At 42.5% G+C, this 14,393-nt stretch carries 15 protein-coding genes; 9 read left to right on the forward strand and 6 right to left on the reverse strand.

Going from position 1 to position 14,393, the window contains the following annotated elements; translation table 11 throughout:
- The first annotated feature begins 66 nt into the window (after nucleotides 1-66).
- On the forward strand, nucleotides 67-978 hold the full coding sequence (locus DLM75_RS19945) for a hypothetical protein (RefSeq protein WP_118970257.1): 912 nt from the start codon (nucleotides 67-69) through the stop codon (nucleotides 976-978).
- A gap of 219 nt (nucleotides 979-1,197) precedes the next feature.
- Here DLM75_RS19945 and DLM75_RS19950 read toward each other — a convergent pair whose 3' ends face one another.
- The 3 genes from DLM75_RS19950 to DLM75_RS19960 form a co-directional block, all read right to left on the reverse strand.
- Nucleotides 1,198-1,641, reverse strand: coding sequence for a DUF1761 domain-containing protein (locus DLM75_RS19950; protein WP_118970258.1), 444 nt, complete (start codon nucleotides 1,639-1,641; stop codon nucleotides 1,198-1,200).
- 252 nt (nucleotides 1,642-1,893) lie between these two features.
- Entirely contained in the window at nucleotides 1,894-2,625 is a 732-nt protein-coding gene (locus DLM75_RS19955; protein WP_118970259.1) for a FecR family protein, read from the reverse strand.
- Between the two features lie 14 nt (nucleotides 2,626-2,639).
- Nucleotides 2,640-4,127 (reverse strand): hypothetical protein, encoded by a 1,488-nt coding sequence (locus DLM75_RS19960; RefSeq protein ID WP_118970260.1) that lies wholly within the window; start codon nucleotides 4,125-4,127, stop codon nucleotides 2,640-2,642.
- 224 nt (nucleotides 4,128-4,351) lie between these two features.
- Here DLM75_RS19960 and DLM75_RS19970 point away from each other — a divergent pair, with 224 nt between their 5' ends.
- On the forward strand, nucleotides 4,352-5,410 hold the full coding sequence (locus DLM75_RS19970) for a sensor histidine kinase (RefSeq protein ID WP_346725317.1): 1,059 nt from the start codon (nucleotides 4,352-4,354) through the stop codon (nucleotides 5,408-5,410).
- Nucleotides 5,407-6,141 carry a LytR/AlgR family response regulator transcription factor gene (locus DLM75_RS19975; RefSeq protein WP_118970263.1) on the forward strand — a complete coding sequence of 245 codons (735 nt, stop codon included), beginning with the start codon at nucleotides 5,407-5,409 and terminating at the stop codon, nucleotides 6,139-6,141. Before DLM75_RS19970 ends, DLM75_RS19975 begins: the two co-directional genes overlap by 4 nt.
- Before the next feature lie 542 nt (nucleotides 6,142-6,683).
- Here DLM75_RS19975 and corA read toward each other — a convergent pair.
- From corA to DLM75_RS19995, 3 genes are all read right to left on the reverse strand, one after another.
- Nucleotides 6,684-7,703 (reverse strand): magnesium/cobalt transporter CorA, encoded by a 1,020-nt coding sequence (gene corA, locus DLM75_RS19985; protein ID WP_118970331.1) that lies wholly within the window; start codon nucleotides 7,701-7,703, stop codon nucleotides 6,684-6,686.
- An 818-nt stretch (nucleotides 7,704-8,521) separates the two neighbouring features.
- Complete coding sequence (locus tag DLM75_RS19990; RefSeq protein ID WP_118970265.1) at nucleotides 8,522-9,073, reverse strand: TetR/AcrR family transcriptional regulator; 552 nt, start codon at nucleotides 9,071-9,073, stop codon at nucleotides 8,522-8,524.
- A gap of 2 nt (nucleotides 9,074-9,075) precedes the next feature.
- Nucleotides 9,076-9,879 carry an HpcH/HpaI aldolase family protein gene (locus DLM75_RS19995; RefSeq protein WP_118970266.1) on the reverse strand — a complete coding sequence of 268 codons (804 nt, stop codon included), beginning with the start codon at nucleotides 9,877-9,879 and terminating at the stop codon, nucleotides 9,076-9,078.
- 86 nt (nucleotides 9,880-9,965) lie between these two features.
- Between DLM75_RS19995 and lepB the strand changes: the two genes are divergently transcribed.
- The 6 genes from lepB (at nucleotide 9,966) to DLM75_RS20030 (ending at nucleotide 14,392) form a co-directional block, all read left to right on the forward strand.
- Nucleotides 9,966-10,967, forward strand: coding sequence for a signal peptidase I (lepB, locus tag DLM75_RS20000; protein ID WP_118970267.1), 1,002 nt, complete (start codon nucleotides 9,966-9,968; stop codon nucleotides 10,965-10,967).
- A 5-nt stretch (nucleotides 10,968-10,972) separates the two neighbouring features.
- Nucleotides 10,973-11,242 carry an AtpZ/AtpI family protein gene (locus tag DLM75_RS20005; RefSeq protein WP_118970268.1) on the forward strand — a complete coding sequence of 90 codons (270 nt, stop codon included), beginning with the start codon at nucleotides 10,973-10,975 and terminating at the stop codon, nucleotides 11,240-11,242.
- A gap of 204 nt (nucleotides 11,243-11,446) precedes the next feature.
- Nucleotides 11,447-12,154: a TPR end-of-group domain-containing protein gene (locus DLM75_RS20010; RefSeq protein WP_118970269.1), complete on the forward strand. Its 708-nt coding sequence runs from the start codon at nucleotides 11,447-11,449 to the stop codon at nucleotides 12,152-12,154.
- 419 nt (nucleotides 12,155-12,573) lie between these two features.
- Nucleotides 12,574-12,903 (forward strand): hypothetical protein, encoded by a 330-nt coding sequence (locus DLM75_RS20020; RefSeq protein WP_118970332.1) that lies wholly within the window; start codon nucleotides 12,574-12,576, stop codon nucleotides 12,901-12,903.
- A gap of 96 nt (nucleotides 12,904-12,999) precedes the next feature.
- Nucleotides 13,000-14,052, forward strand: a complete 1,053-nt coding sequence (gene atpB, locus DLM75_RS20025) for a F0F1 ATP synthase subunit A (protein ID WP_118970271.1) — start codon at nucleotides 13,000-13,002, stop codon at nucleotides 14,050-14,052.
- 40 nt (nucleotides 14,053-14,092) lie between these two features.
- Nucleotides 14,093-14,392: an ATP synthase F0 subunit C gene (locus tag DLM75_RS20030; protein ID WP_069608010.1), complete on the forward strand. Its 300-nt coding sequence runs from the start codon at nucleotides 14,093-14,095 to the stop codon at nucleotides 14,390-14,392.
- Nucleotide 14,393: the final 1 nt, after the last annotated feature.

Below are 14,393 nucleotides of genomic sequence, written 5' to 3' on the forward strand. Positions count from 1 at the left end.
TAAAATATGGAGTTTTAGTGGAACGAGCATAAAAGGAGCCTGAAAATAAATTTGGAAGGAAAGTATATGGATATCGAATTTTGGGATTGGTTAAAAGAGATTAGTAGGGTAAAAAAAATCGGAATAACGCTGGCTGGTTTTGGCGGTTTGATAACTTATTTGAAGTTTATTCCCGATTCTTGGGTGGCTGTTGTGAATCGATTTATTGGCCAATGGGATTTTAAGAGTCAAAATTTAGAAACTTTGCTCATTACGATCATAAGTGTTATCAGCGTTATAGGAATTTTTAGTATGACATTGATGATCGCTTATTGCCCCTTAAGTCTGAAAGAAGAAAAAAAGGAATCTGCCGAGATTACAAAATCGTTTCGATTCTATTGGTTTTTACTTTGGGTATTTTGGCTTTTTCAATATATATCGCTTTCTTACATTTTTTTACATTTTCAGAACTATGAAAGTGCTTCGGAAGAATATAAAAGTTTCTATAATTTATTGAATAATTTAACAACGGCGATTTTTATAATATGCTTTTTATTGATCTATACGGGGAAAAAATTTAAAGAGAATATTACGCCGATTGTCATCTGCTTGGTGTTTTTTCTTTTGTTTTTGGCCGAACTATTTTTAGGTTCATTGATGAAAGGAATAGAAGTATTGAGTTATAAATTTGATTCTGGGGATTTTTTCAGGATTTCGGAATACTTGTGCGCATTTGCTATGGTTATTTTTCCGAGCCGACTCGAAAGTCGTAGCCTGGGTACTCCCTTGCTGATAATCATATTATTGTATGTTTATGGATTGATGCAATTTCTCGGGTTTCATTGGCTGATACTAGTAGCGCTTCTGTTATTCAAGTTTGTTTACTTTATTCTTTTTACATGGCTTTTTGTTTCGGGAAGACTACAATACTATTTTTACAAATTGCAATCGTTGGATGAGGAAATTGGCAATGAGCGCCCGAAATTTTTGGAAAGGTAGGTGGGATTGAATTCCATTCAATAACGAAAAGTTAATATGCGAACAATGGGTTTCTCGTGATGTATTATACGTCCGGTATTTTTCTAAATTCAAGAAAGAGAGCCGGGGTTGTTTTATTTCGAATTAGAGGCCTTCGATTCGTTTTGACTCAAATACTTTGAGGCTTTCTATGGAAACCTTGATTCTTAGGTTAAAACGAATCGAGAGAATCATTTTATCCTAATTTCTCCAATAAGAAAGAATCATTGCGACTGCTTGAAGGGAAACAAAATAGTAACCCGCGCCGATGCTGAAAAATTTCCAGGACCGACCTTCAAAGGCCACGTTATTGATCTGCAACGGGAGATAGAATCCGAGCCAAGTATAAATTCCGGAAAAGAATCCATAGACATAAGCCGGACTGTCTTCTCCCAAATGCCAAGAGGATGGTCTCCATACGTTCGTGGTGAAAAATAAAACATAAGCGGTTAGAAAAGAACCGATGAGCATCAGTCCCATGGATTTGTACATTTCCTTTTGGTCCGGTTTGAAGTCGGCAGGGATATTCATTTCTTTCATCCAAACCTTTCCGAACAAGGGGCCGTACCAAAGAAATCCGATGACGAAGTTTACGACCACAGCGACGAGGATCGCCAAATAGTTGATATTTAATTCTGGATGCATAATCTTTCTCCTTCCTTTTGAATAGGATTCTATAAAATGCTTTCGATCGATTGTCAAGTGATTCTGTCATACGATCCAAACTTAGAAGAATACAACTCCTTCTACTTTCGAGAACGACAGAGACATCGATCTAAAATTTGAAACTCGATTCTCATTTGATTTCGATTGAAAATACGGTCGGTGTTCTAAAAACAAAAAAGGCCCGGGGGGAACCGGGCCAAAACAAATGTTGTGGTTCTGGTCTTATAGAAACTACTGCTTGCCGTACGTCTCGTCTCTCTGCACGTCGTTGGGAGGAGTCCATCCTTCCGGAGTGTGGCACGAGAGGCAATTTTTAAGGGAAGCGTTCTTTTTCAGTCTCGCTTCGAATCCCGAAAGTGCTTTTAACTTCTTAATGATTCCTTCATATTCAACTTTTTTCATCTCGGAATCTTTTGCGGAGATCATAGTTCCTTTTCCCTTTTCCTGGAGAACTTCTTTTCCATCGGAATCGGAAACGGCAACCGTTCCTTCACAAGTACAAAAGGAAGAATCTTTTGTCTTCGGATCGAATAGCACGGAGAAGGAGGTTCCTCTCACTCCCGCTGTGGAAGTCGCGGTCGCAACGTCGAACTTTCTTCCTTTTAATCCGACCACTTTGAACCAGGCAAACCCTTGATTCACCTCGATTCTTCCGTCTTTGGATTCTCCGTGAAGGCTTGCGAGTTTGATCTTACTGTTCTGCTGAATTTTGAATTCTGAACCTTTGTAGACTACGGTTAATCTTGATCCGTTCCCCGTGGAGATCAAATCTCCTTCGTCTACGAAGTCGTTCGACTTGAGAGGTTCCCAAGCGCTCTTTCCCGCTTTTTGAACATGAGCTTTTCCTAATAGAAAGCCGACTTTCGCATCTCCGGTTTTGGTCTCCTGACTGAGGAGCACGATCGATCCGCCGGTCATTGTGAGGGATATCAAAATCGATGCGATCTTTATCCTATGGTTCATAACAATCTCCTAATTTAAAACTCTACTGTGGCTCTTAAAAGGATCCACCTGTCCATTGCCGAGTAGGCGACCACGCCGAAATTGCCTACTCCGTTAAACTGCGCCAAATAATCTCTCTGCGTCCGAGCGTTTCCAGCCTGATCAACGTAGACGTTTTGTCCCACGCCGTTGGAATCGTAATTTTTATTTTCTACGTAACCCAGTGCCAACTTAAACTGAGGGGAAACAAGCCATTCTAAAAATATGCTCACCCTTCTAAACGAACTCTTGCTGGAATAACCGTTGTTATTCGTTTCCGTCAAAGAGTTTTGAATCTGCGGCGATAAAGGTGCGTTTGCGATAGGAGCTCCGAAACCGGGAAGGAATTCTTTTTGACTGGTTTCAGTCGTTCCCAATGTTCCGTTGCTACCAGTACCTCTTTCGTATCTTCCTAAAAGAGAAAAGTCACCTAGTCCGAGAGAAAGCCAAGCGTAAGCGCTTCTCCCGTAGCTATCTTTGCCGTAGACCAGAGGAGTTCCATAAAGTTGCATTCTATCTCGGATCTCTCCTCCGTTCTGTCTTTTGAAAAAAGCTCCCAATCCTAAGTTCCATTTCACGGAACCGGTCCAAACAAAATTGACTTCCGAACCGGCAGTGTCCGATTGTAAGGCGCGTTTGTTTTTCACGAGAACCGTATTCAGATTGAGGTCGTTCGGGAGACATCCGGTCTTCCCTTCATAACATTCATAACCGGCGGAACCGAAGGCATTTTCCTTTCTGTAAAAAAGATGAAAGCCAGCCTTGGTTTTTTCGTCTAACTGCGGTTCAACGGAGAGTCTTGCGGAGATGTCCATTCCCGAAGAATTTATATTCTGCGCTTCCCTGTAACCTTCGCCGTTACTCACCATCAGTTGAGAACTTACCACGGACCATTTACCGGTCGCGCTTAGGCCTAAATCCGCGGGTTGAGGGGAGAAACCCAAGGACTCAAGCGGCGCTCGATCGATATATCTCCATTTCCAATAATTGCTCCACTGAGTATACGTATGAGGAAGTTCTTGCATCCCGAAATTAAGAGTATAACTTCCAAGAGAAGTTTCCCAGGTTTTTTTAACGCTCGCGCGTCGGACGCTGATAATATAAGGATTTTGCTTGTTTCCGCCGTCGGATCGTGTATCCGCTGTTAGCTGGGAATTGCGAATCAATTCGCCCCAGAGTTCGGTCTGTATTCCGGTCTCTTGGAACGTTTTGGAGATCATGAGCAAGGTCCAGGGAGTGGAGAATCCCGATTTATCGTTTTGGCTCATATAAGGATTTGCCGGCGCATTTTGTCCCGAAGTCGACAATGCGGTCGCTTCGTTCTGTATTTTGGCTCCATAAGAAGGGGATATGACGGCTCTCACATCCAAACCGTAATAGGCGTCCGGTTCGTCTTTTTTTGTTGTAACGACTTGCTCAGCGTTCATACTCTGGACCAGAAATAAGGATAAAAGCAGAATAAAGTAGATTTGAATTCTTTTCATGATTCCCCTGAACCGTTACTAAGAAAAAAAAACTTTTTTCCGTCAATTTTTTCTGCGTTTTCATTCCTAAATCTTTCTTCTTTAAAAAAAAGATTCAGGGCAATTCTTTTCCTGAAAATATGTCTGTCTTGGAAATGAACTTCAGTTTTTAGGGAATTAAGACGGTAAATCCGGAATGACGGAAAATAAATTATGCGCTTAAATGCTCTTCTAAGCAGGTGAAAATGATAAACTCCGGCCTCCGCATTCGTTGGTTTAAGCTGTTCTTTTGGTTCTCCATCAACACAGTGATCGGAACGATGAATTCTCTTCTTATCGCGCATAATTCAAATTCGCCATTTTGGAAAGTTTTTCTTGCGACTCAAATTACGACTCATTTCGTTTGCGGAATCGTAGAGATGACTGTCGAATCGTTGAATTCTTCCGGCCAAAAACATGGAATCTTAAAATCCGGAATCACTCTGATTCTTGCTTCTTGTTTTGCCGCGATCATCGGAGTGGCGGCCGGTGGAATTCTTCACGCAATAGCCCTATCGGATGAAAGTCCCGGAAGAGAACACGGCGGTTCTTATAATATTCTATTGAGTTCGTTAATACTCGCACTCTTTATCTCCGTTCTGGAGAAGTCGATGCAGATCCTGATCGAAAAGAAGAAGGAATCGGAGAGCGCGCTTAAGGATCTTCACTACGCGGCTTTGCAATCCAGGATGGATCCTCATTATCTGTTCAATACTTTGAACACGATTCACGCGTTATTGGAGATCGATCCCTTGAGAGCGGATCGAGCGATTCTTCTTTTATCGGATTCGTATCGATTTTTAACGGAGAGGCATTCCGCGAGATTAGTATCATTTAAGGAAGAATGGGAGTTTACAAAAAATTATCTGGAGTTACAAAAAATCCGATTTGCGGATTTTATGGAACTCAAGATGGAAAGTCACGGAGATTTTTCGGGCGTATCGATTCCCCCGCTTTCGATTCAGCCTCTTGTGGAAAACAGCTTTAAACATTCTGAAAGTTCCGCGAACATTCAAAGAAAAATTTACGTGAAAGCGGTAACAAAAGACGGAAGAATTCGAATTTCAGTCGAAGACAACGGAACCATCTCTACATCCAAAAGAGAATACACGAGTCCCACTGGAGGTGGATTTGGAATGAACGCGATAAGAAGTACACTGAGAAACATACAAGCAAGGCTTGACTATAATTTTAGGGACGCTATATTAAAATTAGAAGAAGGGAAGTCCGGAGGAACTACGGTTCTCCTTGAGTATTCGATATGATCGAGGCAAATTTTAGCGTATTGATTGTGGAAGACGAGATTCCCGCGAGGGAACTGCTGAGAAAATATTTGGAAGAATGGCCTTCCTTTAAAATCGAAGCCGTCGTTGGAAACGGGCGTCAGGCTCTGGAGATTTTGGATCGAAAGAATTTTGATCTCATTTTTTTGGATGTGAATCTTCCGGAAAAATCGGGCATTCAAGTTATTGAAGAAAAAGGAAAGTTGGCTCCGGCTCTTGTCTTTACGACCGCCTATCGAGATCATGCTCTACAAGCATTCGAAGCGGGCGCATTGGATTATCTACTCAAACCCTATTCGAGAGAACGATTTCGCGAAACCATGACGAGGGCGGAAGAATTTTTATCCGTTCGAAAAAAAGGAAACAAAATGGAATCCTTTTTGTTCTTTCGGGAATCGGGAGTTTTACATAGGCTTTCTCTTTCCAAACTTCTTTATCTTACCGCGAACGGAAAAAAATGCGTTCTCCATAGTTTGGAAAAAGACCACGAAACCTCCAAACTTTTAGGAGACATGGAAGCGGAATTGCCTTCCGATCGGTTCGTAAGAATTCACAAAAAATACATTCTAAATTTAGAATATATTTCCGGAATGAAATCGAACGCGGGCGGCGGATACGAGGTATTTTTGAACGACGAAGACGAAACCGTCCTTCCCGTAGGCCGGGAATATGTTTCCAATCTGAGAGAGCGATTTCGAGAAAACGGAGTCTGAAAGAGCGGACATTGAGGAAAGTTTTCGATCTCTGACACAAGCAACTTTTTGTGAAAACGCTTTGTCGGAACAAACGTTGTAGGTGAAAGGCCGGGAACGGTTTTCGTTCTTCATTCTTCTTTGGATCCGATTTTTGTCGAAGGTGATCCATTCAAAGATATAAAGGGGAACTTCTTGGAATTCCTTCTCTATTCTAGAATTTTATATCAAGAGACGAAACGCCTCAGCCTTCTGAAAAAAAACTTTTCGTCGTTTCGGAATCAAAACGAGGGAGTTCCCACAGATTCTTTCTCTTCCACGGTGTATCAACCTCTGACGATCTTTTGTAATTTTGTTTGATGGAAGATCGGACCAAGGTGAAACGGTAGTTGTCTCACTTCCAATCGCGGAACGGAATTATGGGAAATTATTTTTTGAAACGTTTGCGTTTGTTTTTGAAAGAATGGAACCGAACGCATGCAATCGGGAAGCTCGAGTCAAAACATCCCCCTTTCTGAATCCAAATTCGTCTTTGCAATCGGATCGAATTCTTCCACCCATTCTTATCCTTTGAACCAATGTTTTTTTCGAAACCAGTAGATCATTCCGGGAGGAATGAGACTCGCGCCTAACACGGTGATGATGAGAAATGCGGTGCTGTCGTATGGAATGGCTGTGAAGTTCATTCCGAAAAAACCGGTGAGAAAGGTGAGAGGCATGAAGATTAAACTGATGAGAGTGAGTCTTTTTACTACGTCGTTCGTTCTCTGGGAAATGACCGAAAAATACGCGTCCATCGTGTTGCCTAAAAGATCACGATCCATATCGATGGTTTCATACAAACGGCTGAGGTGATCGTAGACGTCCCGGAAATAGATTTGTATTTTCGGGCTCAAAAAATGACTGTCCCTTCGTATAAGGCTGTTTACGATTTCTCTTTGAGGGGAAAGGACTCGTCGAATGCGTGTTAGGTTCCGTTTGAGAAAAAGAATTCCTGCGATCGTTTGTTGGCTGTCCTGATTGACTAAAATTTGCGTTTCAATCTTTACGATTTCTTCACTCATCTTGTCCAAGATCGGAAAATTGGAATCCACCGTTTGATCAAAAAGGAGATAGAGAATCTGATCGGTTCCACGAGAAAGCGGATTTCCCTGTGACATACAACGTGCTCTGAGTTGTTCGATCAGAGGTTCCTCTTTTTGATGAACCGTTACTACGAACTTCTCATTGAAGAAGATATGAATCTCGGTGCTTCTGAGAATCTTTTTCTCTGCGTCATAATGAAAGTGATGGAGGACGATAAAAATATAAGAGCCGTATTCGTCGAGTTTTGGTCTTTGATTCTTGTTGATACAATCTTCGATTGCGAGCGGATGAAAATTACATTCTCTTGCGAGAAAATCGAGATCACTTCCGTCAGTGGAATCCAGATCGATCCAGACAAGTCCCTTGGAACAAAGCCATTCCAGCTCCGGAAGTCCGGGCGGTTTCTCTCCTGCCTCCAAAAGCGCTTCACAAGGACCCGCTACGGATTTTTCTAAATTTCCTTCCGGAAAAAATTCTGTAAATAAGATCCGTTTCACTTGGACTGAGGCTAATGGAGAAAGATTCTCTGGCAAGGAATATTCCTTAGTTGCAAGTCTTCGTCTTTCGTTAGAGAAGTCGAACTTAGGATGCGATATGAGTTTTTCGGTGGAATGAAAACGGAAAATTTTCCCATTCATTTTTGAAGCAGAATCAAATTGTTCCGACAAACTATCGAACATAAAATTTTCTTGAAATCGAAGCCGGCCTTTCCGTTCAAAAATTCGGGTAAAGATCGGAAGGTTTTATCACGACGAAACATCCGCTTTAAAGCTATATTCTTACGATGAAGTTTGTATTCTTTCTAAAATGAGTTCGGAAGCGAAGTTAAAAAAGAATCCGACCATTTCCCAGTGGCATGACTTCTCTCTTATTTCTAAAAAGAAAACGGCCTCTGAGAAAAAAGAGCGGGCTCTTTTGCGTGAGTTTGTCGTAGTTCCGACAACTTGAAAAGAGAAAAATTTGGTTTGCGAAAATTGCTTTTTTGTGCTAAAGCCCAATCTCCCACTTTTTCCCGCGGACCCGCCACCTCCACCCAATTGGGGCGGGGGTGCGCGAGGTTTTCACTGTAAATGTCGTAACTACGACAAGTCTCTTCTTTCATCGATTCTCAGTAAAAATGGAATTTGGTCTTTTTTCATTCCCTGACCGGGTGTCCTCTCTTTTTCTTTACGTCCTTTAGGAAGGTTTCTTTTTTTTCTAAGGTTCATGAACGATCTCTTAGAAGAGGAGGATGAATTTTATTTCCCTAAAAGCCGTAATAACAAAGGGATATCTCGTTTCTTGCGAATCCCTCACTTGAGTCGGAATCGAAGGTTTACGTATTCTTCAAAGTATAAACGAGGTAGTTTTTGAAATCCTCGAGGGTGAATTCTTTTTTGTTTGTGAGGTAGTTGATCATATAACCGATCGTTGTCGACGCGAGATTTTTGATTTCAAATTCGCTGTAGTTCGGTTTGATCACTCGAATCGTTTTTTTGGAAGTCTCAAAGAAGATCATATTCACGAGGTGGATATTTCTTCGTTTCAATCGGTGGATCTTCGGTTGGAGCATCAGATTCCAATAAAGACGGAGATAGTCTTCGTTTTCCTTTACGAGCGTGATGAGACTTTCGGAAACGAGAGCTATCACGTCTTCCCTCGAGGAATTGGCTACGAGTTCGTCCGGAATATAACGTTTTAGAATTTTATCATGTGATTCTATGATCCCTTCCAAAATCGCCTCTTTGGAATCGAAGTATCGATACGCGAGACCGAGAGACATTCCAGCCTTCGAGGCGACCTGTCTCATCGTGGTTCCGTGATATCCCTGTTCCGAAAAAAGTTTCAGGGAGGTTTTTAAGATTAGATCTCGAGTATCCTTCGCCATTCTTATCGGATCGAGTAAAGAACCTTTCTTGCCCCGATTCTTTCCCGATTGGTTTCCATTCGATTTTTATAGGAGAAAGCCTTTTCGGGTTTTAAAACAGAGAAGAGGTCGTAGAGTTCGATCTCAAAGAACAACATCGCTTCCGCGACTTCCTCCGGATTCTTCTTCATCGATTCCGCGACGTTTACGACAACGTGTCTGGAATTGATCAGATCCGGTCCTATGATTTCGGAGATCTTTCTGAAATTCGATTTTGTGATCGTCCCGCCTACGGAAGTTCTCTTTCCTCTTTCTCTGGAAAGATAGACGATATTCTTCGTGACTCGCATCACTTCCTCATCGTCCGGGATCAGACCCATGGAAGCCGAAAGATCCGAACGCGCCGCGGTCACTTGATCCAAGTCCTCGAATGGACGGGAATCCGCAATTTCGATCAGATTCTTATAACCCGTGATCGTTTCCAAGTTGATCGATTTGGAAACTTTTCCGTAGTTCACCGGTGTGAGCATACTTTTGAGAGTTTGTATAAAATTTTTGAGTGCGTAAGAAGATTCGATCATAGGAGCGCAGATTCCTTCGATCTCCTCTTTGACGAGCATTCTGATATCCGTCCTCGCCTCGGGCCCGCCGATCTTCACCGTAACCGGAACCAGGTCCTTGGCTACCAGATGGAGAATTCGGATTTCATCCGCGTCCATGTCCTCCGTTTCGGTCCCGCCCTTCAACCCGCAGATCGGGTACTGATCGGTGAGAGAAACGAGGGTTCTTCTGAGTTCGATGAGTTTACGGTCTATCTGCTCTTTCACATAGAAAGTATCGGTGATTTTTGAAAAACCGATAGAATTTTTAAGGCTGGATTGACAACTGAGGAGAGATTCTTTTTGCTTTCCCTATGAACCTGGAACCCGAGGTAAAAACAAAAGATTCCTCCCATGGAGAAGAATCTCCTCTTAGCTCTACTTTATCCTTTATTCTCATCGTGATTCTGGTCTTTGCCTTCAAATCCTCGGTTTTGGACGCGAATAATATCCCTTCTGGATCGATGATTCCGACCCTAAAAATCGGAGATTTTCTCTTCGTAAACAAGATGAGATACTCGATTCGAATGCCTTTTACCGAAGCAGAGCTCTTTCGGATCGATAATCCGAAACGAGGCGACATCGTTACGTTCGCTCCTCCCCAAAGAGCGCTCAATCTCGGCGATACCCGCGACGGATTCTTCGCGAAACGTTATGTAAAACGAGTCATCGGTCTTCCGGGAGACACGATTCGGATCAGCTCTAAATTTCTTTCCACCAAAAAAGGAAACGTAAACTATTCCGTCATCGAGTACAAAGAAAAGGGATCGGATACATTCCAAGGTTACGATCCGGTGGAAGTAGAAGAGGGAGAATTGCTAGGAGATCTCGACAATCTCTACGCTCCGACACGGTCCTTATTTTTAGAAAAGAAACCCGGTTTTGAACACTTCGTCTTAGAAGGTTACGAAGAAGATCGAAAGCGCCTCGACGGTTATGAATGTAATTTTTCCATCGGTTGTGAAATTCCGGAAAATCAATACATGGTCGTGGGGGACAATCGAGACGATTCTCACGATTCGCGAGCCTGGGGTTTTGTAAAAAGAGAAGACATACTTGGAAAAGCGCTCGTGATTTATTTTTCCATCAACTGGAAAGACAACGTCTGCGAATACAAGAGTGGAAAAGAACTCGCCGAAAAAGGTCCGGAATTTGCGGAACGATACCAAGGCGAAGAACTCGTGAAAAATTGTCATCCAACGGAAATCGGTCTTGCGAGAGAAGAGAGCAAGGCCGGCTGGATCGAAAGAACCTTACGGTATCGACTCTGGAGAATGGAAATTCGCTGGAATCGAATCGGAAAGATTTTAAGATAAAGCCGATGGCGGAGAAGAATTTAGAACCTTCCGACAAAGAGAAGGATCCTTCCGGATTTCAGAAAGAATCCAAACCTCCGGAGAAAGAAGTTTCCCCTTGGGAATTTGCGGGTTTGGGAATGGAATTCGGCGTGATCGTCTTAGGTTCCGTTTATCTCGGAAATTTTTTGGACGGAAAGTTTCATTCTTCTCCTTTCGGTCTCCTCGTAGCCTGTCTTCTCGGGTTTTCCTACGGAATCTATTACATTATCTATCGAACCACTCTCAAAAAGTAGGACTTCCTTCCACGAAGGGCTTCTATATCAGAAAATTCTTCTTTTCTAAAGTTCTATCTTATAATCTTGTTTTGGACGGAACTCCGGCCTCCTTTTTTTAGGAGGTTTTTTATCCTTAAGAATCGAAAAAAGATATCTCTTCTTTTAAAAAACGTGTAAATTTCTCGGGAAGCTTTGTCATACGAATACGGCAGACCTATGTTTATGAAATCATTTCGAACTTCTCTCCTTCTCCTTTGTATTCTCTTAGAATGGAATTGTCTTTCTTTCGCGCAGAGGGATCGACAAGAACGTTGGGTGGAAGTGATGAATGGAATCGAAACGGGAAAACCAGAAAGTCGAGAAGAACGGGAGAAAAAAATCCTCCACTTTTTGAAATCCTCTTCGGAGGACTCGGTCGAGCTTCGAGAAACTTTGAGGAATTTTATTCTCTTTGAGAGCGCGAGGCGATTCCATGATTCTTTGGCAAAAAAGGAATTTGAAAAGGCTTCTTGGGTCGCGAGAATTTTTCAGGAGACGGTTTCGTTTTTCGGCATCGGGGAGGCGACACTGGAAGGGATCAAATCGAAGAATGTCTATTCCGCGAGAGAATACTTTGCCGCTGATCTTCTCGCTTTCACCGGACAGACGAGGGATTCTCAATTTGTTCCTCTGATTCAACGGTTGATTCCCAATCCGATTACCGATGCGAGACTTGCTTTCAACTTTGCCTGTCTTCACGCTCTTAACGGGAACAAACAGGAAATGCTCCAATATATGAAGATCGCCCTTTTTCTCGGAAAGGAAACGGTCGAATTCGAGAATGACTCTGATTTCAATGCCTTTCGTTCCGATCCGGATTTTATAAGAATGCTCTGGGAAGGTCCTGCTTTGGATCCTTCTTTGATTCCCCGGGAAGAAAATTCGAAATAAGAATTTTGCAAGAATCGTGAGTCATTTGCTCTTTTGAAAAACGAAAAAGGTAGGAACTCCTTCTTTTTCTAAGCTACGATATCCTCTCTTTGAAACAAATCTTCTCGGCGCGCCCTTTTATAAAGAATCGTTCCTTGCGAGAACGAGAGGCCTTTCTAAAAAAGTAGGAACTCTCACATTTTCTTTCGAAGGGTTCGATTCTTTTGTTCGAAACGCTCGTTTGAGGTAGCTTCGTCGTATCAAATCGCAACGGTGTTCCTTTGTTCGAATCAATGAAAAAAGTAGGAACTCCTTCATCGGATTTTCAGAAGAATCTTAGTTTTCTCGGACATTCTCTTCTTAGAAATAAAATTCTAATATACGAGAGCAAAGGGAAAGTCTTTCTTGCGAGAGGCTCCTCTTCAAAGGAAACGACAAAGATGAACTGGAAGAAATATCTCATCGGACTTTTTACCCTGACTCTCGTTTTGGTCCTAGTCTTCGAAGTCTGTTTTCCGGAACGGAAATTTCTTTCCGGAAGTATTCTCGCGCTATTCTTACTCTTTCCTTTTTATCTCCTCAAGATCTTTGCGATTCTCAAATATCCCAAAAACGGCGTAAATATTCAGATGGGCATTATGGCAGTCTCATTCTTTTGCAACGGAATCGGTCTTTGGATAGGAGTTTCACAGAACGATGGTTCTGATTTTATAATTGGTTTTTTTATTGCCCATTTCAGCCACTTTCTAATAGTTGTATTCGCGAGCTGAATCTTCCGGATCCCGTTGCAATAAAAAGAAAACCGGAATGTCGCCAATTCTGTGCCAGTGGTTCGTATTACAGCGTTCCGCTTTTTGACTCGAAAAATGAATCTAAACCAGACTTCTTTTATGACAAAAAAGTTAATCTTCTTTGCGTTCTTAGTTGTATTACTTCAATTCCCTATCTTTGCGTCCGAGGAATCTTCTCACGAAACCTTTGATCTGAATGAAGTCATCGTCCATCACTTGATGGACAACCCCGAGTTTCCTTTTAACGTAGGCGGGGTTCAGGTATTCGAAGGACAATCCGGCTTTGATCCGAAGAACGCGTCCATCTTCACCGATCACGAAACCGGCAAACGGTTTCACTACGTCGGCGGGTTCGACATGCACATCACAAAACGTGTCACGATGATGTGGATCGTAGCTCTTCTTCTTTTTCTGATTTTTATTCCTGCCGCTCGTATCATCGCAAAAAATCCACTCAAGGTTCAGTCTCGTTTTGCCAACATGGTGGAAGTCTTCGTCAACTTTCTCAAAAAAGACATCGTGGATGAAAGTATGCATGGACACGGTCACGGATACTATCACTACATCTTCACGTTATTCTTCTTTATTCTCTTTTGTAATTTGATGGGACTTGTTCCTCCCGTAGGAGAACTGATCGCGGTTGCGGGAGAATCTGCGGGAATCATTCACGTAGATCACCACAATATGCCTCTCGTAGCCAAGCTCTGGAGTGGAATTACGGTTACCGGCGATATCTCGGTAACGATGACTCTCGCGCTTCTTACGATGCTCTTGATCTACAGCGCCGGTTTTATCTATCAAGGACCGAAATTTATTTGGCATTCGGTTCCAAACGGAGTTCCTCTTCCGCTTTATTTGATCATGTGGCCTCTCGAATTTATCGTTTCTCCGTTGGCGAAAACCTTCGCACTTACCGTGCGTCTTTTGGCAAACATGACCGCTGGACACGTTATCATTCTCGCTCTGATGGGTTTTATCTTTCAGTTTCAATCTTGGGGAATCGTTCCCGTTTCGGTGATCGGTTCCGGTTTGATTTATGTTTTGGAGATCTTCGTAGCTTTTCTCCAGGCATACATTTTCGTTTTGCTTACTTCCTTATTCGTGGGATTGAGCATGCATAGGCATTGATTGTAGAATATTGCAATAAACACAGGAGGCAATGAGCAATATGGAATTTGGATTAGGATATATTGGTGTAGGAATCGCCGCAGGAGTCGCAATTCTCGGAGCGGCACTCGGAATCGGAAGAATCGGTGGTTCTGCTACTGAAGGAATTTCAAGACAACCAGAAGCTGGTGGTAAGATTCAAACTGCAATGATTATCGCTGCAGCCTTGATCGAAGGTGCCGCTCTGTTCGCTCTCGTGATCGCTTTTCAAGCGGCGGGAACTCTGAACGAAGGTTTGAAAGCTACTGTTGAATTCCAAACAAAAGCTTCCGCACCTGCTACTGAAGAAAAAGGAAAGTAAA

The organism is Leptospira stimsonii, assembly GCF_003545885.1.
Lineage (GTDB): Bacteria > Spirochaetota > Leptospiria > Leptospirales > Leptospiraceae > Leptospira > Leptospira stimsonii.

What these genes read in the sequence shown, in the direction of transcription:
- DLM75_RS19945 (WP_118970257.1), top strand. Translation starts at nt 67, where the DNA reads ATGGATATCGAATTTTGGGATTGGTTAAAAGAGATTAGTAGGGTAAAA.
- DLM75_RS19950 (WP_118970258.1), bottom strand. Translation starts at nt 1,641, where the DNA reads ATGCATCCAGAATTAAATATCAACTATTTGGCGATCCTCGTCGCTGTG.
- DLM75_RS19955 (WP_118970259.1), bottom strand. Translation starts at nt 2,625, where the DNA reads ATGAACCATAGGATAAAGATCGCATCGATTTTGATATCCCTCACAATG.
- DLM75_RS19960 (WP_118970260.1), bottom strand. Translation starts at nt 4,127, where the DNA reads ATGAAAAGAATTCAAATCTACTTTATTCTGCTTTTATCCTTATTTCTG.
- DLM75_RS19970 (WP_346725317.1), top strand. Translation starts at nt 4,352, where the DNA reads ATGATAAACTCCGGCCTCCGCATTCGTTGGTTTAAGCTGTTCTTTTGG.
- DLM75_RS19975 (WP_118970263.1), top strand. Translation starts at nt 5,407, where the DNA reads ATGATCGAGGCAAATTTTAGCGTATTGATTGTGGAAGACGAGATTCCC.
- DLM75_RS19990 (WP_118970265.1), bottom strand. Translation starts at nt 9,073, where the DNA reads ATGGCGAAGGATACTCGAGATCTAATCTTAAAAACCTCCCTGAAACTT.
- lepB (WP_118970267.1), top strand. Translation starts at nt 9,966, where the DNA reads ATGAACCTGGAACCCGAGGTAAAAACAAAAGATTCCTCCCATGGAGAA.
- DLM75_RS20005 (WP_118970268.1), top strand. Translation starts at nt 10,973, where the DNA reads ATGGCGGAGAAGAATTTAGAACCTTCCGACAAAGAGAAGGATCCTTCC.
- DLM75_RS20010 (WP_118970269.1), top strand. Translation starts at nt 11,447, where the DNA reads ATGAAATCATTTCGAACTTCTCTCCTTCTCCTTTGTATTCTCTTAGAA.
- DLM75_RS20020 (WP_118970332.1), top strand. Translation starts at nt 12,574, where the DNA reads ATGAACTGGAAGAAATATCTCATCGGACTTTTTACCCTGACTCTCGTT.
- atpB (WP_118970271.1), top strand. Translation starts at nt 13,000, where the DNA reads ATGAATCTAAACCAGACTTCTTTTATGACAAAAAAGTTAATCTTCTTT.
- DLM75_RS20030 (WP_069608010.1), top strand. Translation starts at nt 14,093, where the DNA reads ATGGAATTTGGATTAGGATATATTGGTGTAGGAATCGCCGCAGGAGTC.